The 19331-nt window shown below is 72.1% G+C and carries 17 protein-coding genes; 5 read left to right on the plus strand and 12 right to left on the minus strand.

The window, feature by feature from the left end:
- The first annotated feature begins 157 nt into the window (after window positions 1-157).
- Window positions 158-3958, plus strand: coding sequence for an ATP-binding protein (locus AABA78_RS02600; RefSeq protein WP_338261481.1), 3801 nt, complete (start codon window positions 158-160; stop codon window positions 3956-3958).
- Window positions 3959-4043: 85 nt separating this feature from the next.
- Entirely contained in the window at window positions 4044-4733 is a 690-nt protein-coding gene (locus AABA78_RS02605; RefSeq protein ID WP_338261482.1) for a hypothetical protein, read from the plus strand.
- A gap of 1 nt (window position 4734) precedes the next feature.
- Here AABA78_RS02605 and AABA78_RS02610 read toward each other — a convergent pair whose 3' ends face one another.
- From AABA78_RS02610 to AABA78_RS02660, 11 genes are all read right to left on the minus strand, one after another.
- Window positions 4735-5397 carry a molybdenum cofactor biosynthesis protein gene (locus AABA78_RS02610; RefSeq protein ID WP_338261483.1) on the minus strand — a complete coding sequence of 221 codons (663 nt, stop codon included), beginning with the start codon at window positions 5395-5397 and terminating at the stop codon, window positions 4735-4737.
- 25 nt (window positions 5398-5422) lie between these two features.
- The gene (locus AABA78_RS02615) at window positions 5423-7231 is read right to left on the minus strand and encodes a PKD domain-containing protein (RefSeq protein WP_338261484.1); all 1809 of its coding nucleotides are present in this window, start codon (window positions 7229-7231) and stop codon (window positions 5423-5425) included.
- An 11-nt stretch (window positions 7232-7242) separates the two neighbouring features.
- Window positions 7243-7962: an MXAN_2562 family outer membrane beta-barrel protein gene (locus AABA78_RS02620; protein ID WP_338261485.1), complete on the minus strand. Its 720-nt coding sequence runs from the start codon at window positions 7960-7962 to the stop codon at window positions 7243-7245.
- Window positions 7959-8975 carry an MXAN_2561 family MXYO-CTERM-anchored protein gene (locus AABA78_RS02625; protein WP_338261486.1) on the minus strand — a complete coding sequence of 339 codons (1017 nt, stop codon included), beginning with the start codon at window positions 8973-8975 and terminating at the stop codon, window positions 7959-7961. The genes AABA78_RS02620 and AABA78_RS02625 overlap by 4 nt, the downstream gene beginning before the upstream one ends.
- A 126-nt stretch (window positions 8976-9101) precedes the next feature.
- Complete coding sequence (locus AABA78_RS02630; protein ID WP_171413565.1) at window positions 9102-10133, minus strand: aspartate-semialdehyde dehydrogenase; 1032 nt, start codon at window positions 10131-10133, stop codon at window positions 9102-9104.
- A gap of 74 nt (window positions 10134-10207) precedes the next feature.
- Window positions 10208-10951 (minus strand): tRNA (adenosine(37)-N6)-threonylcarbamoyltransferase complex dimerization subunit type 1 TsaB, encoded by a 744-nt coding sequence (gene tsaB / locus AABA78_RS02635; RefSeq protein ID WP_338261487.1) that lies wholly within the window; start codon window positions 10949-10951, stop codon window positions 10208-10210.
- A gap of 24 nt (window positions 10952-10975) precedes the next feature.
- The gene (locus AABA78_RS02640; protein WP_338261488.1) at window positions 10976-11461 is read right to left on the minus strand and encodes a septal ring lytic transglycosylase RlpA family protein; all 486 of its coding nucleotides are present in this window, start codon (window positions 11459-11461) and stop codon (window positions 10976-10978) included.
- Window positions 11462-11471: 10 nt separating this feature from the next.
- Window positions 11472-13103, minus strand: a complete 1632-nt coding sequence (gene rseP, locus AABA78_RS02645; RefSeq protein ID WP_171413563.1) for an RIP metalloprotease RseP — start codon at window positions 13101-13103, stop codon at window positions 11472-11474.
- Between the two features lie 84 nt (window positions 13104-13187).
- Window positions 13188-14018, minus strand: a complete 831-nt coding sequence (locus tag AABA78_RS02650) for a phosphatidate cytidylyltransferase (protein ID WP_171413562.1) — start codon at window positions 14016-14018, stop codon at window positions 13188-13190.
- Window positions 14015-14812, minus strand: coding sequence for a polyprenyl diphosphate synthase (gene uppS, locus AABA78_RS02655; protein ID WP_171413561.1), 798 nt, complete (start codon window positions 14810-14812; stop codon window positions 14015-14017). Before uppS ends, AABA78_RS02650 begins: the two co-directional genes overlap by 4 nt.
- Window positions 14813-15069: 257 nt before the next feature.
- Window positions 15070-15369, minus strand: coding sequence for a serine/threonine-protein kinase (locus tag AABA78_RS02660; protein WP_338261489.1), 300 nt, complete (start codon window positions 15367-15369; stop codon window positions 15070-15072).
- 228 nt (window positions 15370-15597) lie between these two features.
- On the opposite strand from AABA78_RS02660, the gene AABA78_RS02665 reads away from it, so the two are divergent.
- Entirely contained in the window at window positions 15598-16707 is a 1110-nt protein-coding gene (locus AABA78_RS02665; protein ID WP_338261490.1) for a serine/threonine-protein kinase, read from the plus strand.
- Window positions 16704-17645: an RluA family pseudouridine synthase gene (locus tag AABA78_RS02670; protein WP_338261491.1), complete on the plus strand. Its 942-nt coding sequence runs from the start codon at window positions 16704-16706 to the stop codon at window positions 17643-17645. The genes AABA78_RS02665 and AABA78_RS02670 overlap by 4 nt, the downstream gene beginning before the upstream one ends.
- Here AABA78_RS02670 and AABA78_RS02675 read toward each other — a convergent pair.
- A complete protein-coding gene (locus tag AABA78_RS02675; RefSeq protein WP_171413557.1) occupies window positions 17642-18055 on the minus strand; it encodes a secondary thiamine-phosphate synthase enzyme YjbQ in 414 nt (137 codons plus the stop codon). The two genes, AABA78_RS02670 and AABA78_RS02675, sit on opposite strands and share 4 nt — an antisense overlap.
- A 41-nt stretch (window positions 18056-18096) precedes the next feature.
- On the opposite strand from AABA78_RS02675, the gene dinB reads away from it, so the two are divergent.
- Complete coding sequence (dinB, locus tag AABA78_RS02680; RefSeq protein ID WP_338261492.1) at window positions 18097-19302, plus strand: DNA polymerase IV; 1206 nt, start codon at window positions 18097-18099, stop codon at window positions 19300-19302.
- Window positions 19303-19331: the final 29 nt, after the last annotated feature.

Consider the following 19331-nt stretch of genomic DNA (forward strand, 5'->3'; position numbering starts at 1 on the left):
CCTTCCGCCTGCTCCGCCGGATGCCCTCCTGGGAGCAAAGCGCTTGTTGGATGGCAGGTGCTGCACGGCTGCGCTCAACCGCGTTGATTGCACGGCCGCGTGCGCACCAATAGAAGCCAAGGCCCTCTTCCACCTCGTGCCGCCCCCAGAGCTCCGCATGCCCCAGCCCCTGTCCCCCTTCATTTCCCCTTCCGAGGAGCGTCACTTCGCGGGTGGCGGAGAGATGGGCGAACTGGTGCGCTCGATGGACTGGTCCCGCACGCCGCTGGGCCCGTCCCGCGACTGGCCCGTCAGCCTGAAGACGATGGCGGGCGTCGTGCTCCACAACCGGTTCCCCATGCTCATGTGGTGGGGCCCGGAGCTGATCCAGATCTACAACGACGCGTACCGCCCGGTGCTCGGCCTCAAGCATCCCAGCTCCATGGGGGCGCCCGGGGAACAGGTCTGGCAGGAGATCTGGGACGTCGTCGGCCCCATGGCCCGGGGCGTGCTGAACGGCGGCCCCGCCACCTGGAGCGAGAACCTGGAGCTGTTCATCAACAGCCGGGGGTTCGTCGAGGAGACGTTCCACACCTTCTCGTACAGCCCCATCCCCGACGAAGAGGGCGGCGTGGGCGGCGTGCTCGTCACCGTGCGCGAGACGACGCAGGAGGTGCAGCACGACCGGCAGCTGCGCATGTTGCGCGACCTGGCGGCCCGCTCCGCCGACGCGAAGTCCCCGGAGCAGGCGTGCCACGCCAGCCTGAACGTGCTCGCGGACAACGACCTGGACCTGCCGTTCTGCCTGCTCTACCTGCTGGACGCGAACGGCGACACCGCGCGCCTGGCGGGCGGCAGCCGGTTGCCCGACGCCGTCCTGGCCGCGCTGCCCGCGCAGCAGTCCCTCTCCGCCGGGTCCGACACCGACTGGCCCTTCGCCGAGGCCGCCCGGACGGGCGACGCCGTCGTCGTGAAGCACCTGGGCCAGCGCCTCCGCGACCTGCCCGGAGGCCGCTGGAACACGCCGCCCTCGCTCGCCGTGGTGCGGGCCCTGACGCGGCCGGGACAGGCGCGGCCGTACGGCTTCCTCGTGGGCGGCGTCAGCCCCCGGCGGCTGCTCGACGCGCCCTACCACGCCTTCTTCCAGGGCACCGCCGAACAGGTCGCCGCCGCGCTCGCCAACGCGCGCGCCTACCAGGAGGAGCGGCAGCGCGCGGAGGAGCTGGCGGCGCTGGACCGCGCGAAGACGGCCTTCTTCAGCAACATCAGCCACGAGCTGCGCACGCCGCTCACGCTCCTGCTGGGCCCCACCGAGGACGCGCTCGCCAGCCCCGGGCGCACGCTCCAGGGTGACGCGCTGGAGACGGTGCACCGCAACGGCGTGCGCCTGCGCAAGCTGGTCAACACGCTGCTGGACTTCGCGCGCATCGAGGCCGGCCGCGTGCGCGCCACCTACGAGCCCACCGACCTGGCCGCGCTCACCTCCGGGCTCGCCAGCGCCTTCCGCTCCGCCATCGAGCGCGCGGGGCTGGCGCTCGACGTGGACTGCCCGCCCCTGCCGGAGCCGGCCTGGGTGGACCACGAGATGTGGGAGAAGATCGTCCTCAACCTCATCTCCAACGCGCTGAAGTTCACCTTCAGCGGCACCATCACCGTGGCCCAGGCGCAGCGGGACGGGCACCTGGAGCTGCGCGTCACCGACACCGGCACGGGCATTCCCGCCCATGAGCTACCCCGCCTCTTCGAGCGCTTCCACCGCGTGCACGGCGCCCGCGCGCGCTCCCACGAAGGCTCCGGCATCGGCCTGGCGCTGGTGCACGAGTTGGTGCGGCTGCACGGCGGCACCCTCACCGTCCAGAGCGAGCTGGACCGCGGCACCACCTTCACCGTGCGCATCCCCACGGGCTTCGAGCACCTGCCGCCGGAGCACGTGACGTCCGCGCGGAGCCAGCGTCCGCTGCCCGCTGGGGCGGACCCCTACGTGCGCGACGCCCTGGGCTGGCTGACGGGCCTGCCCGCCATGCCCGGCGAGGACAGCGCCCCTCCGGAGTCCATCGCCGCGGCGGTGCTCGGCGACGAGGAGCGGGGGCACGTGCTGCTCGCGGACGACAACGCGGACATGCGCGAGTACGTGAGCCGGCTGCTGGGCGCGCACTGGACGGTGGAGGCGGTGGCGGACGGCGAGGCCGCGCTCCAGGCCGCGCGCGCCCGGCCCCCGGACCTCATCCTGTCCGACGTGATGATGCCCCGGCTGGACGGCTTCGGGCTGCTCCAGGCCCTGCGCGCGGACGAGCGCACCCGGACGGTGCCCGTCATCCTGCTGTCCGCCCGCGCGGGCGAGGAGGCCCAGGAGGAGGGCCTCAACGCGGGCGCGGATGACTACCTGGTGAAGCCGTTCTCCACGAGGGATCTGCTGGCGCGCGTCACCGCGCAGGTCACCCGCTCCCGGCTGCGCAAGCTGGAGGCCGCGCACGGCGAGCGGCTGGCGCGCATCTTCCAGAACGCGCCCGTGGGCATCGCCATCCTGCGCGGCCCGGAGCACGTCTTCGAGTTCGCCAACCAGAACTACCTCCAGCTCGTCGCGAACCGCGCGGTGATAGGCAAGCCCGTCCGCGAGGCCCTGCCGGACCTGGCCGACCAGGGCATCTACGAGCTGCTGGACGGCGTCTACTCCACGGGCGAGCCGTACATCGGCCGCTCCCTGCGCGTCGTCTTCCACCACGGCCCGGAGCAGACGGCGCAGGAGGTGTTCTTCGACTTCGTCTACCAGCCCATGAGCGACGCGAAGGGCCAGGTGGAGAGCATCATCGTGGTCGTCTTCGACGTGACGGAGCTGGCCACCGCGCGGCGGGAAGCAGAGGCCGCCAACCGCGCCAAGGACGAGTTCCTCGCGATGCTGGGCCACGAGCTTCGCAACCCCCTGGCCCCCATCCTCACCGCGCTCCAGTTGATGCGCCTGCGGGGAGAGACGGCCGCGGAGCGCGAGCGCACGCTCATCGAGCGGCAGGTGACGCACCTGGTGCGCATGGTGGACGACCTGCTGGACGTCAGCCGCGTCACCCGGGGCAAGGTCACGCTCAAGCGCGAGCGCGTCACGCTCACCGACGTGGTGGCCAAGGCCATCGAGCAGATCAGCCCGCTCATCGATCAGCGCCAGCACACGCTGGAGGTGGACCTGCCGGAGCGCGGCACGGACCTCCACGGCGACCCCACGCGGCTGGCGCAGGTGTTCGCCAACCTGCTCACCAACGCCGCCAAGTACACGGAGCCGGGCGGCTTCCTGGCCGTGACGGGCACGCGCGAGGGCCAGGAGCTGGTCGTCAGCGTGCGCGACACGGGCGTGGGCATCGCGCCGGAGATATTGCCCCGCGTGTTCGACCTCTTCGTGCAGGAGCACCAGGCCCTGGACCGCTCCCAGGGCGGCCTGGGGCTGGGGCTCGCCATCGCGCGCAGCCTGGTGCTGCTGCATGACGGCACCATCAGCGCGCACAGCCCGGGCCGGGGCCGCGGCAGCACCTTCACCGTGCGCCTGCCCGCGCTGGAGGCGGAAGCTCCCGCGGCGCTGCCCACGCCGCAGCCCGGCGCGCTCGTCCCGCAGGAGCCCACCTCCGTGAGCGCGCGCGTGCTCATCGTGGACGACAACCGGGACGCGGCGGACGTCCTCTCCGAGTCCCTTGAGTTCCTGGGCTGCACGACGCGCGTGGCCTACGACGGCCCCACGGGCCTGGAGGCGGCGAAGGCCTTCCAACCGGAGATCGCGCTCCTGGACATCGGCCTGCCGGTGATGGACGGCTACGAGCTGGCCCGGCTGCTCCGCCAGCAGGAGGAGCCGCGCCCCATGAAGCTGGTGGCGGTGACGGGGTACGGCCAGGAGTCCGACCGCCAGCGCTCCAAGGCGGCCGGCTTCGACGCCCACCTCGTGAAGCCGCTGCACTTCGAGACGCTGGAGACGCTGCTCAAGGACCTGACGGGCGCCTGAGGAGCAGGCCGCCCGTCGTCCAGGGGACGTCCGGCCCCACGAAGCCGGGCCGGGCGGCCGCGAAGGCCCTATGCTCCGGCCCGACATGCCGACGCCTTCCGCGCCCTCCTCCCCCTCCGCGCCCGTGGCGGACGGTGGACTCTTCTGCGAGCTGTACTGGGGCACCTCCCTGGCGGAGGCCTGGAGCTACGGCCCTGAGCTGGGCCAGGTCCACGCCGCGCCCGACGAGACGGCCCCCCTGCCCCTCTACGGCTTCACGCTGCCGGAGGAACCCTTCCTCCTCGCCGAGCGCACGCCACAGGGCTGGCGCATCCACGTGCCGCCGTCCGCGCGCGTGGAGAGGAGCCTCAAGGGCGACGCCTTCCAGCCGGTGGCCCCGGAGGAGCTGACGGGCGCGCCGGGCCGCGCGGCGGTGGAGCTGCGCGAGGGCATGACGCTGCGCCTCATGGAGGGCGAGCTGCGGCTGCTGGTGCAGCCGTCGGTGGTGAAGGAGCGCGCGGGCCGCTTCCGCGTGCGAGACGTGGCCTGGCTCATCACCGTGGCCATCCTCTTCCTGAGCGCGCCCGTCGCCTTCCTCACCATGGGGCCGGACCCGGCGCGCCTCGCCGCGAACAACGCGCGCGCGCTGCAGGTCGCCCACGACAAGGAGGAGGCGCGGCGCAAGGCCATGGGCCTGGACCAGCCGCTCAAGCCGCTGACGGAGGCGGAGCGCGCCGCGCGCAAGCAGGACGGCGGCGCGCGCGTCACCGTCCCCGCCAGCTTCGGCGTGCGCTAGCTCAGGGCCCCAGCCCCACCCAGACGTCGCCGTCCTCGAAGAACTCCTTCTTCCAGATGGGCACGTCCTGCTTGAGCCGCTCGATGGCGTGCTCACAGCCCCGGAAGGCCTCCTTGCGGTGCGCGGAGGCCGCGGCGATGACGACGGCCAGCTCACCCGGCAGCAGCGTCCCCACGCGGTGCACGATGGCCAGCCGCGTCCCCGGCCACGCGCGGGCCACCTCGTCGCCAATCTCCGCGAGCTTCGCCTCCGCCATGGGCGCGTAGGCCTCGTACTCCAGCCGCAGCACGCGCCGGCCCTTCGTCTGGTTGCGCACGGCGCCGGAGAACGTCACCAGCCCGCCCGCCCCTTCGGAGGCCACCGCGTCCACGACCTCCGACAGCTGGAGCGGCCGGTCCACCACGCGGAAGAGGCCCGGCGCGCCGCCGGCCACGGGGGGAATCAGCGCCAGCTCCGCGTCCGGCGACACCGGCGCGTCCAGCGCCACGAACTGCTGCTGCACCGCCACGCGCAGGTGCGGCAGGAGCGGCGCCAGCGGCGGGTGCTTCGCGGCGAGCAGCGCGAGCACGTCCGACACGCGCGCCCCGGGGGGCACGTCCAACGACTCGCGCGACAGGCCCGCGCGCTCGCGGGCCGCGGCGAAGTACAGCACCGTGACGGACATGGCCTTGGCGCCTCCTGGTGTGTGCCTACCGCTCGCGCAGCACGACGCGGCCCTGGAGCCGGCCGCCGCCTTCCGCGGGGGAGAAGTCGAGGAACCCGTACTCGAACGGGGTGAGCCGCTCCAGGAGCGCGGACACGAAGACCTGGCTCGCCAGCAGCTTCCCCGTGCCGACGCCCGGCACCTCACGCACCCCGGCGAGGTCCGCCCGCAGCCGCCCCATGTCCACCATCAGCGACAGGTGGCCCGGGCCGAACGCCTCCGCGCCGAAGCGCGTGCGCAGCGTCGCGCCCACGTCGCCCGTCTCACGGCCGGCGAGCACCTCGCCCGCCTCCAGCGTGGCGCGCTCCGGGGTGAGCGTGAGTGACACCGGCTGCTCCAGCAGCCGCGTGCGGAAGCGCGTGGTGCTGCCCTTCGCCTCCTTCTGGAAGACGAGCGCGTTGTCCTGCAGCTGCTTCTGGACGAGCTGGAGCACCGGCTCCACGGACGTGAGCCCCGCCTCCATCACCACCGTGCCCTTCGGGGCCGGGCGCTGGTCCTGGATGAAGCTCCGGAAGAAGGCCGCCGCGTCGAAGTAGACGAGCATCGCCACGTCGCCGCGCAGCGCCTTCAACAGCGGCTCCGCGTCCAGCCCCTGCTTGCGCCAGCGCTCCAGCGTCCGCTGCCGCCGCGGTGACTCCGGAGAGCCGAACACCAGCCGCGCCAGCTCCTCCGGGGGCACCGACAGCTGCGCCGCCGCCACCGGCCCCACCGCCGCGCGTCCCAGCAGCGCGGAGGCAGGGCCCCGCGTGCCGCCCAGGAGCGGCCGGGACGACGACAGGAAGCCGTCCAGCTCCGCTTGATCCGCCTGCACCGCGAGCGCGCCGAAGAAGCCGCGCACCGGCATGTCCTCCTTCTCCGCCTCCGGCACCGGCGGCGCGGAGAAGAGGAGCACGCTGCCGTCGCGCACCTTGCCGCGCAGCTCCGCCAGGAGCGCGTTCTCGGAGATGCCCGGCCCGGACAGCGCCTCCACCCGGCGGCGCACCAACTCCACATCCGGGGACTCCACCACCGCCAGCGCCTTCACCGTCTCCCCGGGCTCCGGGGCGTCCGGCGAGTCCGGCACCGCGAGGTACACGTAGCCCCGGTCCGCGAACAGCAGCATGGCCCGGCCGCCGTCCACCGGCTCCACGCGCGCGCTGCCGTCCTCGCGGGGCAGCACCTGGTGGCCGGCGTTGCGCAGCTCGCGCGCCACGGCCGCGAGCGCCGCCCGCGAATCCGTCACGCCCAGGAGCGCCACCACGCCGTCGAAGTCCGGCAGGAGGAAGAAGCCGAAGCCCTCCTCCGGGTCCACCTCCGAAGGCCCCTCCTCCAGGCTCCGCAGCAGCAGCGGCGTCAGGGGCGAGGACTCCAGCGTGCGGCGCGCGTTGCCGGCGCCCACCAGCCGCTCGTGGAAGTCCACCAGCCGTTCCACGTTGCCGCGCACGCGGGGCACCCACAGCACCGTCTGCGCGTCCTGGGGCACCGCGCGGAGCACCGGACGCGGCACCACGGTCAGCACCACCCGGGCCAGCTCCTTGTCCCCGTCCAGCGCCCGCACCGTGTAGCGGCCGGCGGTGGCCCAGGCGTGCTTCACGCCCGGCGCCGTCTGGGCCGGCGTGCCGTCCCCGAAGTCCCAGGTGAGGGCGGGCGCCTTCGGGGCGGTGGAGCCGAAGGCCTCCGGGACTCCCGCCTCCAGCGTGCGCTCCGGCCCCAGGTCCGGCCTCAGGCCCCGGCAGCCGGAAACCCCCAGCCCCACGGCGGCCAGCAGGAGGAACAGCCGAAGCGACGAAGGGAGCGCGCGGGGTCGGGACGCCATGGGCCTTTCGGTTAGTAGTCCAACGCCAGCCCGAACATCCAGCGCCGGCTGCCCAGGTTCAGGCCCTTGCCGCCGAAGTTGTTCACATCCGCATGCGTGTACTCGGCGAAGAGGTACGAGTGGTTCACGCCCAGGTCCGAGTCGAAGTCGCGCGCGAAGCGCGGCTCCAGCACGTCCAGGAGGAACGACACGCCGGCGGTGCCCGCCCAGCCCCACTTGCCGCCGCTGGCCTTGTCGCCATCCACCAGCTCCGTCTCGCTGCCCTTGGTCATCCACCACGGGGAGTAGACGAGCCCCAGCTTGGCGTACGGCACCAGCGGGATGCCCCAGCGGAAGGCCGCGTAGTCGAACTTGTAGAAGGCGTTGAGCTGGATGGGCAGCACCTTCAGCGCCGCCTTGTCCGCCGCCGCCGAGCCGTCCGCGAGCTTCGCGTCCGCGTACTTCTCCGCGTACCCCACGCCCAGGCCCAGGCCCGCCGTGCCGATGCCCTGGTAGAAGAAGCGCTGGAGCTCTCCCTCGATGAGCAGCAGCGACGTGTCACCGAAGGTGTCCTCGTACGGCGTCGCGCCGTTGAGGGCCTTCTCCGTGTCGATGCGCGGCTTGTAGCCGCCCCCGCGGATGATGACCGCGCCCGTGCGCGGGGAGCGCGTGGGGATGGTCACCTCCTGCGCCACCGCCGGTACCGCCAAGAGAAGCGCCGCGACTCCCAGGCCCACAGCCCTGCTGCTCATGACACCTTCCTCCGAGACGACAGCCAGATGCCCAGCGCGGCCAGCACCGCGCCACCCGCGATGCCACCACCGGTCGCGGCACAGCCGCCGCTCTCCTCGCCGCCGGCATCCTTGTAGGCGTCGAACAGACCACTGCTCTTCACGGGCGTTCCCTCCGCCGGTGCCGACTGGGTGCTCTCATTGCCAGCCTTGTCGATGATGCTCGCCTGGATCCGGTACGTCACGCCATTGGTGAGTCCGGAAATCACGACGTTGCCCTCGCCCGCCGCCTTCGTGACGCGCGTCACGGGCCCCGTCGTGCCCTCCACCGCCAGCGCGCCCACCAGCCCCTGCCCGCCGTCCGTGCCCGCGTCGGCGTCCGTGCCCGCGTCCTCCGTCCCGGCGTCGCCGTCGGTGCCCGCGTCGCTCGTCGCCACCGCCGCCGCCTCCACCACGATGGTGGAGTCCGTCTCCGCCCCGTCCACCTGCACCGACAGCGCCGAGTCCCGGGCGATGACCTTGGCGATGGTGGGCGTGGCGGGCGGCGCGGGGTCGTACTTCACCACGTAGGCGGGCGTCCCCACGCTGCTGTAGGTGGTCTGGCAGTTGAAGCCCGTGGAGTCCGTCCTCCGGGCCGCCGCGCACAGGTTGAACGTCATCTCCGTCGTCACGTTCGCGCACGTCATCGCAGAGCCCGCGTCCGCGGAGGAGTTGCGCGCAGCGAGCACCTCCTCCACGCTGAACGACAGGGTGCCGCTCGCCGTCGTGTCGGACGGGCCGTAGGTCGCGAGCGTCAGGTCACCCGCCAGCGGCCGCGTCCCGCAGCTGGCCGTGGTGACGTAGAGGTAGAGCGACTCCTCGCAGGGCGTCCCGGAGCGCGTGAAGCTGAAGCGCCGCTGGATGCCGCAGTCGGACTTGGGCACGGTGATGGTCAGGCCCGTCGTGCTGGTGGACGCGCTCGAGAACGTCACCGTCGGCACCTGGGCCACGGCCGTGGACGCGAAGAGCAGGAGGCCAATGAAGGGAAGACGCATGGATGGGCCGGAAGCTAGCAAGGGCGGGGCCACCCACAACCCCTGCCCGGCCGGCCTGTCTCCCAAGGAAAACCCCGGGTTCGCGCGCCAAACAGGCAAGGTGCCCCCGGGGGCTTTGCCAAATTGTCAGGCGGGGCGTTCCGCCAGCTTGAGGCCCGCGTCCACCAGGTGGGCGGCGGCCCGGCCGGCGTTGTCCACCGACGCGAAGAGCGTCACCCACTCCGGGGCCTGGGGGAAGGCGCGCACCCGGCCCACGTGGACGGCCGGGTCGCTCATCACCAGCATGGGCATGGGGTAGATGCGCTCGCCCGGGGCGTCCAGCACCTTGAGGGCGGGGGACGTCTTCAGGGCGGCGCGCACCTGCTCCACCGGGCCCGGCTTCTTCAGCTGCACGTTCACGGTGAGGCCGTGGCCGTGGAAGGTGGGCACCTGCACGGCGGTGCCGGCCAGCACGGGCGTCTCGCCCAGGGCGGAGAACAGGCGCGCGGCCTCCAGCGTCCAGCCGCCCTCCTCCTCCGTCCACGGGCTGTTCACCATGAAGCTGCCCACCTGGGGCACCAGGTTGAAGCCCACGCGGTGCGGAAACACCTGCGGCTCCGGCTCGCGGCCGGAGAGCAGGTCCGCGGTCTGCTTCTCCAGTTCGGAGATGCCGCGCACGCCCGCGCTGGAGGCGCCCATCAGCGCCGTCACCTGCGCGCGCACCACGCCGAACGCGCGGCGCAGCGGCTCCACCAGGTGCACCGTGGCGCTGGTGACGATGCCCGGCAGGCTCACCACCCGGCCCTTGAAGCTGAAGCCCGGCCCCAGGGCCTCCGTGTTGAAGCCCGGCAGGATGAGCGGCACGTTGCCGTCGCTGCGGAAGGCGCTGCTCGCGTCCACCACCCACGCGCCCGCGGCCTGCGCGGCGGGGGCCAGCGTGCGGGAGGCCTCCGCGGGCGTGGCCAGCAGCACGACGTGGATGCCCCGGAAGGCGTCCGCGGAGGCCCGCTCCACCTCCAGCGTGTCCTCGCCGTACTCCACCTCCAGGCCCTTGGAGCGCTCCGAGCCGAAGGCCCGCACCTGCTCCATGGGCACGTCGCGCGCGTACAGGTTGGCCAGCACCTCGCGGCCCACCACGCCCGTGGCGCCCACCACGGCAATCCGAAGGTTCTCTCTCATGACGGGCTCCTTTACGTCAGCGCCTCCGCATGCGCGAGCACGACGAAGCGGGTGCCGAGCTTCAGGCTTCGGCGTCAGTCTTCCTTGAGCCGCGCCGTGGGCACGGGGCCCGGCAGCGGCGGGAACTTCGGATTGCGCTCCGGTTCGGACGCGCGGACGTAGTGCGGCTCCAGGGCGAACAGCGCCTCCCGCGAGTACGCCTCCGGCAGCCTCGCCAGCCGCCCCACCTCCACCGCGGACGGGAAGGCCGGGCCGGACAGGAGCCGGTGCGGCGCGACGCCGTGCTTCTCCAGCGCCTGCCGGTAGTCCGCGAGCGCCGGGCCCAGCGCCACCGCCTCCGGTTCGGCGGCCATGCGCTGCGCCACCTCTTCCGGCGACATGGCCGTCTCAGGCGCCAGCGCCTCCACGGCGTGGCCCACGCGGCGGTAGGCGCCCAGGTACAGGTCGTCCTTGCGCGCCACGGCGAGGCAGAACAGCGGCACGCCCTCCGGCCCCTCCAGCGCCACCGCCGCCAGCGACGACGCGCCGGCCACCTTGAGCCCCGTGGCGTACGCCAGCGCCTTCACCGTGGCCAGGCCGATGCGCAGGCCCGTGAACGACCCCGGCCCCAGCCCCACCGCCAGCCCCTCCAGGTCCTTCAGCTTCAGGCCGTGGCGCTGGAGCAGGTCGCCGACGACGCCGGGCAGCGCCTCGCTCTGCTTGTCGGGCGGAGGCACCACCACGTGCTCCACCGCGCGCACGTCCTCCCCCTGGCGTTCCACCAGGGCGAGCGACAGCGTCAGCGTGGAGGTGTCCAGCGCGAGCAACACAGGCGACATCCCTTCTTCTCGGTTCAAGGCACTTCAGGCCGGAGCGGCCCAGAACTCCACCGGCACCTGCGACACGCGGTCGCTGCCGCACCGGTACAGCCGCACGCGCGCCAGGCCCTTGTCCAGCATGCCCAGCGCCTTCGCCGCGGCCTTCGACACGTCGATGATGCGGCCGTCCACGAAGGGGCCGCGGTCGTTGACGCGCACCTCCACCTGGCGGCCGTTCTCCATGTTCATCACCTTCACGCACGACCCGAAGCGCGCCGTGCGGTGCGCGGCGGTGAGGGCGTTCTGGTTGAACTTCTCCCCGCTGGCGGTGGGCCGGCCATGGAGGCCCGGGCCGTAGAAGGACGCCAGGCCCTCCCCCAGGTAGTCGCGCGGCATCTTCTCCCGCCGCGTCACCTTCGTGCCGTCGTCACCGGAAGCAGCGGTCTCCGGCGGCTGGGGCTTCGCCGCGCGCGACGCGCAGCCAGCAAGCAGTCCCATCCCCATGAGCAGGAGGGCGGTCCGTCCTCGCATCATCACCTCGCTAGCGGGTCACGTCGTTGGTCACGGCCAGCAGCATCAGCAGGATGAGCAGCGCCAGGCCCACCATGTTCGCCACCTCGCGCACGCGCACGGGGATGGGACGGCGGCGGATGCCCTCCCACGCCGCGGACAGCAGGTGGAAGCCGTCCAGCACCGGGATGGGCAAGAGGTTCATCACGCCCAGGTTGATGGAGATGATCGCCATCAGGTTGAGGAAGCTGTCCAGGCCCTGCTCGGCGCTCTTGGCGGCCAGCTGGTACATCATGATGGGGCCGCCAATGGTGCTGGGCGACACCTTGCCCACGAACAGCCCGCCCAGCACCTGCACCATCTGCCCGACGATCTTGGGGACGATGAGCGCGGCCTCCTTGAAGGCTGCGGCCGGCCCCAGGTCGATGGTCACCTTCTCCACCGGCGGCAGGTCCGCGCTGCTGAAGCTCCACGGGCGCGCGCCGAACACCAGCGGGGCGCTCGTCTGGCCGTAGTCGTCGCGCGTCTTGAGCGGCGCCTGCGCCAGCTTCTCCGTGCGCTCGCCCTTTTCCCCGCGCCACGTGAGCGTGAAGGGCTGGGCCTGCAGGCCGTTGAGCACCGTCGCCAGCTTGTTGAAGGACTTCAGCGGCGTGCCGTTGATGGCCACGATGCGGTCGCCCGGCTGGATGCCCGCGGCTTCCGCCACGCTGCCTGAGGCCACGCTCGCCACGTAGAGGTCCACGGCCTCCGCGCCCAGCGCCGCCGCGCCCTCGCCGGCCTGACGCGGCAGGGTCACCTCCACCACTTCCGGCAGGCGGCCGGTGACGGCGCCCACGGCCACGGGGGCCAGGCGCGCCACGCTCAGCTTCAGGGGCGTGCCTTCGGGCACCTTCGCCACCTCCCGGTACAGGGCGGCCTCGTCCTGCACGTGCACGCCGTTGACGGACAGCACGCGGTCGAAGCTCTTCAGGCCCGCGGCGGCCGCGGGGGACGTCGCCGGCACGCCCACCACCGGCGGCTGCGGGTAGGGGCTCACGCCAATCATCCCGCGCTCGACGGTGTCCACCGGGGACACCTCCGAGCTCTTCTCCGGCGTCACCTCCACCACCAGCTGCTGCCCTTCACGCTCCAGGGTGACGGGCACGGGGCGGTTGAACTTGCCCACGAACGCGTCGCGCATGTCGTCGAAGGTGCGGACCGGCTCGCCCTCCACGGACAGGATGCGGTCCCCGGGGCGGATGCCCGCGGCGGCGGCGGCCATGTCCGGCGACACCAGGCCCACGCGCGTGGACAGCGTCTCCTGGGGGCCCAGGAAGACGAAGAAGTAGACCAGGATGGGGAACAGCAGGTTGAAGGCCGGGCCCGCGAGGACGATGAGGCCGCGCTTCCAGGGCGGCTGCGCCAGGAAGCCGCGCGCCGCCTCTTCTGGCGGGAGCTCCTCGTGGGGCAGGTCGCCGGCCATCTTCACGAAGCCGCCCAGGGGCAACAGGGCCACCTGGTACTCCGTCTCCCCCTTGGTGAAGCCGATGATCTTCGGCCCGAACCCGATGGAGAACTTGAGGACCTTCACCCCGCAGGCCTTGGCCACGAGGAAGTGGCCAAGCTCATGCACCGTCACGAGCACGCCCAGCAGGAGGATGAAGAACCCGAGGTTCTGGAGCATGGCCGGAAGAGTAATCGCGCCCCCTGGGACGGACAACGCACAACGCACGCCGCAAGGCGGGCGGGCAGGCGCGAAATCAGGCACTTACGGCAGCAGGTGCCTCACGAACTGCACATAGACGAACACCAGCGGCGCGTTGAAGATGAGCGCGTCGATGCGATCGAGCACGCCGCCGTGTCCGGGAATGAGCTTTCCGGAGTCCTTCACGCCGTAGGCGCGCTTGAGCATGGACTCGCAGAGGTCGCCCACGGGGCCCAGCAGGCCACCCAGGATGCCCAGCACCACACAGTCCCACACGGTGAAGATGGGGAAGAAGCCGAGCTTGGCGACGAACATGCCCAGCACGGAGCCGACCATGCCGCCGAAGAAGCCCTCCCACGTCTTGTTCGGGCTCACCGCCGGGTAGAGCTTGTGCTTCCCGAGGAAGCGCCCCGCGAAGTACGCCAGCGTGTCGTTGGCCCAGGTGATGGTCAGCGCGCAGATGACCCACGCGTGGCCTTCGCCGGGGAGCAGGCGCAGCGCGGACAGCGCGGTGAGGCCCACGGAGCCGTAGAGGAAGCCCGTGACGAGGTGCGCGGCCCGGGTGGGGGCCTCCGCGAGCGCGCCCCGGAACAGGTTGTAGATCCACGCGAAGAAGAAGAAGACGGACGTGAGCCAGAAGGCCGTCTCGCCGGTGCGCGCGGCGTCCCGCAGCGGGAGCAGCGGCATCACGAAGGCGAAGGCCATGCCCACCCACGCGGCGGCGCCCAGGCGCTTCTGCGTGATGAGGTAGTACTCGCCGGCGCACACGGCCGCGGCGGCACCCAGGAGGATGGCGCTGTAGTACCCGCCCAGGAACAGCAGCAGGAGCACCAGCGGCAGCAGGGTGATGCCTGTGACAACGCGGATGAGGAGGTTCTTGTTCTTCTCGTTCACGCCTTGGCCCGCTGGGGGGTGTCGTCCCGGTTGACCTGGGCGGACGTCAGACCGAAGCGCCTCTCGCGGCCCTGGTACTGCGACAGGCAGCGCAGGAACTCCTCGGTGCGGAAGTCGGGCCACAGGGCGTCGGTGAAGCACAGCTCGGCGTACGCCAGTTGCCAGAGCAGGAAGTTGGAGATGCGCTGCTCGCCGCTGGTGCGGACGATGAGGTCCACCGGAGGCAGCCCGGCGGTCCACAGGCGCGACTCCAGGTCGTCGGCGTCCAGGTGCGCGGGGTCCAGCTCGCCGCGGGCGGCGGCCTGCGCCAGGTCGCGCGCGGCGCGCAGCAGCTCCTCGCGGCCGCCGTAGGAGAGCGCCAGGGTGAGCACCATGCCCGTGTTGTGGGCGGAGTCGGCCCGCAGGCGCTCCAGGGGCTCGCGCACGTAGCGGGGCAGCTTGTCCACCTCGCCGATGGCGTTGAGGCGGATGCCGTTGTCGAGGATCTCGGCGCGCTCGGACTCGAGGTACTCGCGCAAGAGCTCCATCAGCCCGGCGACCTCTTCCGGCGGGCGGGCCCAGTTCTGGGAGGAGAAGGCGTAGAGGGTGAGGGCCTGGACGCCCAGCCGACGGGCGGCGCGGGTGACCTCCCGGACGCTGACGCTGCCTTCGCGGTGGCCCTCCAGGCGGGGCTGGCCGCGAAGCTCCGCCCAGCGACCATTGCCGTCCATGATGATGCCCACGTGGCGCGGGAGCGGCCGGGCCTTGACCTGGGCCTCGAGGGCGGTGGGCAACACGGTAAGAGGGCGATCCATGAAGCCGCGCACCCTAGCGGCGGCGCCGCGTCGCGTCCACGGGCGCGTGGTCGCCCGGTCCCTCTCCCCAGCCCAGTGGTCGTCCAGAGGGGGTGAACGGTTCATGAGGGGACAGGAGCCCGGTGAAAGTGGGCTTCCATGAAAACTGCTCATGCCCTGCCCTCCTTCCGGCTGCTCGGTGGGCTGCTCGGGTTCTGTGCGTTGGGGGTGGGCCCGGCCTTCGGACAGGCGTCGGGAAGGAGCCGCCGTCCGCTCACTCAGCTCACCGCGGCCGCCCACCGGGCCAGCGCGGCCGGGCCCACCGGCTCGTCCAGGGAGCGCAGGAAGCGCGCCAGGTCCGCCTGGAACTCGAGGCGGGTCCGGTAGCGCACCGTCCGGTCCTTCGCGAGCGCCCGGTCCAGGATGTGCCGAAGCGCCTCGGGCAGGTCCGGCCGGCGCTCCACCGCGGGCACGAAGGGCTCGGAGAGGATGGCGATGAAGATGGCCACCATGCCCGTCGCGTCGAAGGGATACCGGCCGGTGAGCAGCTCGTAGAGCATCATCCCCAGCGCGTACACGTCGTCGCCGACACTCCTGGCCCGTCCATGCTCACGAGGAACGTCTCCAGCACCTCCCCTGAAGCCAACTGCCGGAGGATCCGATACTTCCCGATTTGCATGGTCCGTGAGACTTCCCATGTCTCACTGGAAAAGTGAAACGGCCCAGGGGACGGGCGTCCGCTGCGTCTCAAGACATGTCTGCGTGTTTGACCGTGACGTGACGTGCTCCGTAGGATCCGCCCTCCCATGCCTCCCAAGGCCATTGGTCCCTACCGCGTGCTGGAGACGCTCGGCAGTGGCGGGGCCGGGACCGTCTATCGGGCCCTGGACCGCCGCAGCAACGACGAGGTCGCGCTGAAGCTCCTGTCGACGGGCGGCCCGTCGCTGGACGACCGCGCGGCCCGGAGACTCGCGCGCGAATTCGAGACCCTGGCGGACCTGGCCCACCCCAACGTGGTGAAGGTCTTCGAGGCCGGCGTCCACGCGGGCCAGCCGTACCTGGCCATGGAGCTCATCGAGGGGCTCACGCTGCGCCACTACCTGGACGTGAGCTTCAACGACCTGCACACGCCCACGCCCTCCTCGCGCGGCCCGCTCGCCATCCGCCGCACCGCGGACGACGACTTCGGCAGCGTCGACAGCCCGGACGAGGACGAGGACGACGCCGTGGACGACGGCACCTTCGACCTGAACGCGTTCGCGGAGGAGGCGCCCAGCGAGGACCTGGCCAGCTTCCACGGCGCCGAGGACGACTCGGACCCGGACGGGATGCGGGGGGTGGACCCGCGCCGCGCGGCCCCTCGTGCGCAGCCGCCCTCGCGCGTGAGCACGCCGAAGGTGGCGGACCTCAACCGGCCGGAGCGCATGGGCAAGCTGAAGGACGCCATGCTCCAGGTGTGCGAGGCGCTGGCGTACATCCATGGCCACGGGCTGGTGCACCGCGACCTGAAGCCGTCCAACATCATGGTGGACGACGACCGGCAGGTGCGGCTGATGGACTTCGGCCTGGCCAAGTTCCTCGCGGACGACGCGGGCATCACCGCGGACGGCAAGCTCGTGGGCACCTACCGGTACATGGCCCCGGAGCAGATTCTCGGGGAGCCGCTGGATGGGCGCTCGGACCTGTACAGCCTGGGCGTCATCCTGTACGAGCTGATGAGCGGGCGTCCGCCGTTCGACGCGAAAACGCCGCACGAGCTGTGGCGTCAGGTGCTGGAGACGGAACCCCCGCCGCTGCTCGCGCTCAACCTGCATGGCGACCCGCAGCTGGCGCGGGTGGCCCATCGCCTCATCCGCAAGGAGCCGGACGACCGGTTCCAGACGGCCGAGGAAGTGTACGAGGCCCTCTCCGAGTGACCACGACGACGACGCACACCCTCACCGTGGACGCCGCCAAGGCGGGCCAGCGGGTGGACCTGTTCGTGGGCGAGGCCCTGGGCCTGTCCCGCGCCCGCCTCAAGCGCCTCTTCGAGGAGGGCCAGGTGCGCGTGGACGGCCGCCCCGCGAAGAAGGGGCTCACCATCACCGAAGGCCAGAAGGTCGCCGTGACGGTGGAGGAGTCCGTGCGCGAGGCCGTGCCCGACACGGACTTCCCGCTGGTCGTCCTGCACGAGGACGCCGCCCTGCTCTTCGTGGACAAGCCCGCCGGCCGGCCCTCGCACCCGCTGCAGCCGGGGGAGACGGGCACCGTGGCCAACGCCCTGGTGGCGCGCTACCCGGAGGTCGCGCAGGCGTCCCAGGACCCGCGCGAGGGCGGCCTGTGCCACCGGCTGGACGTGGAGACGTCCGGGGTGCTCGCCGTCGCCCGCACGCGCGAGGCGTGGACCGCGGTGCGTGAGGCCTTCAGCAACCGCACGGTGGACAAGCGCTACCTCGCCCTGGTGACGGGCCCGCTGGCGGACGAGGGCGAGGTGGAGGTGCCGCTGCGCCACCACCCGCGCCACCCGGACCGCGTGGAGCCCGCCCCCTACGGCGCCGAGGACGCGCGCGAGGCGCTGTCCCACTTCCAGGTGCTGGCCCGCTCCGGGGACTACAGCCTCGTGGAGGTGCGCATCCTCACCGGCGTGCTGCACCAGGTGCGCGCGCACCTGGCGGGCGTGGGCGCGCCGCTCGTGGGGGACGCGCTCTACGGCGGCCGCGAGGCGCCGGAATTGGGGCGGTTCTTCCTGCACGCCCGCTCGCTCACCGTGCCGCACCCGGTGACGAAGGAGCCCGTGAAGGTGGAGAGCCCGCTGCCGCCGGACCTGGTGGCGGAGCTTTCGCGGCACGGGCTGTCGTGGCCGGTGGCCGGCTAGTCCCCCATCACCTTGACGATGACGCGCTTGCGGCGCTGGCCGTCGAACTCCGCGTAGAAGCACTGCTGCCAGGGGCCCAGGTCCAGCTTGCCGGCGGTGACGGGGATCAGCACCTGATGGTGGACGAGCATGGACTTCAGGTGCGCGTCGCCGTTGTCCTCGCCGGTGCGGTGGTGGCGGTAGTCGGGGCCGGAGGGCGCCAGGTGCTGGAGCCAGTCCCAGATGTCCTCGTGGAGGCCGGGCTCGTCGTCGTTGACGAAGACGCCCGCGGTGATGTGCATGGCGGACACCAGCACCATGCCCTCCTGGATGCCGCTCTTCTTCACCAGGGCGGCCACGGTGTCCGTGAGGCGCACCAGCTCCCGGCGGGCTTTCGTCTCGAACCAGAGGTATTCGGTGAGGGTCTTCATGGGTCGCACTGTCAGAGGGGGCCACTAGAGTGACTCACGCCATGCGAGCCATCCTCCACGTGGACATGGACGCCTTCTATGCGTCCGTCGAGCAGCGCGACAACCCGTCCCTCCGGGGCAAGCCGGTCATCGTTGGCGGGCATGCACAGCGCGGCGTGGTGGTGGCCGCGTCCTACGAGGTGCGCCCCTTCGGCGTGAAGAGCGCGATGCCCATGGCCAGGGCGGTGAAGCAGGCGCCGCACGCCATCGTGGTGAAGCCGCGCTTCTCCGCGTACGCGGAGGCCAGTGAGCAGGTGTTCGCCATCTTCGAGCGGTACACGCCGCTGATTGAACCCCTGTCGCTGGACGAGGCCTTCCTGGACGTCACGGCGTCGGTGGGGCTGTTCGGCGCGGCGGCGGACATCGCGAAGCGGATCCGCAAGGAGATCGCCCACGAGCTGAACCTGCCGGCGTCCGCGGGCATCGCCACGGCGAAGTTCGTGGCGAAGATCGCCTCCGACCTGGCGAAGCCCAACGGCCAGCGCGAGGTGCGGCCGGAGGAGACGGTAGCCTTCCTGGCGGGGCTGCCGGTGTCGCGGCTGTGGGGCGTGGGGCCCAAGACGGAAGAGGCGATGAAGCGCGCGGGGCTCTCCACGATTGGTGATGTGGCGACGCGGGACGTGGCGTGGCTGGAGGAGCGCTTTGGCGCGGCGAGCGCGAAGCACCTGTGGGAGCTGTCGCACGGCATCGACGCGCGCGACGTGGTGCCGGACCGGGCGGCCAAGAGCGTGGGCGCGGAGGACACGTTCGAGGAGGACCTGACGGGCGTGGAGGTGCTCAAGCCGCACGTGCACGCGCAGGCCCTGCGGGTGGCCCGGCGGCTGCGGCGCGCGGCGCTGAAGGGGCGCGTCGTGCAGCTCAAGCTGAAGTTCGCGGACTTCACGCTCATCACCCGGCGCACCACGCTGCGTGAGGCGACGGACGACGGACAGGTCATCTACCGCGCGGCGCTGGAGCTCTTGGAGCGCGCCCACGAGGGCAAGGCCCTGCGGCTCACGGGCGTGAGCGTGCAACTGGACGACGACGAGGCGCAGCTGGGCCTGTTCCCGGCGGCGGCACCGAAGTCGTCGAAGCTGAACGAGGCGATGGACCGCATCGCGGCCCGCTTCGGGAGCAAGGCCATCACCATGGCGGACATCGCGGGGGCGGAGGCGTCGGACGACGACCAGCACCGCTCCGAGAAGCCGGTGGACAAGCCGAAGCGGTAGCGCGTCACCGGGCTCCCGGACACGACAAG

The sequence above is a fragment of the Corallococcus caeni genome (assembly GCF_036245865.1).
Taxonomy (GTDB): domain Bacteria; phylum Myxococcota; class Myxococcia; order Myxococcales; family Myxococcaceae; genus Corallococcus; species Corallococcus caeni.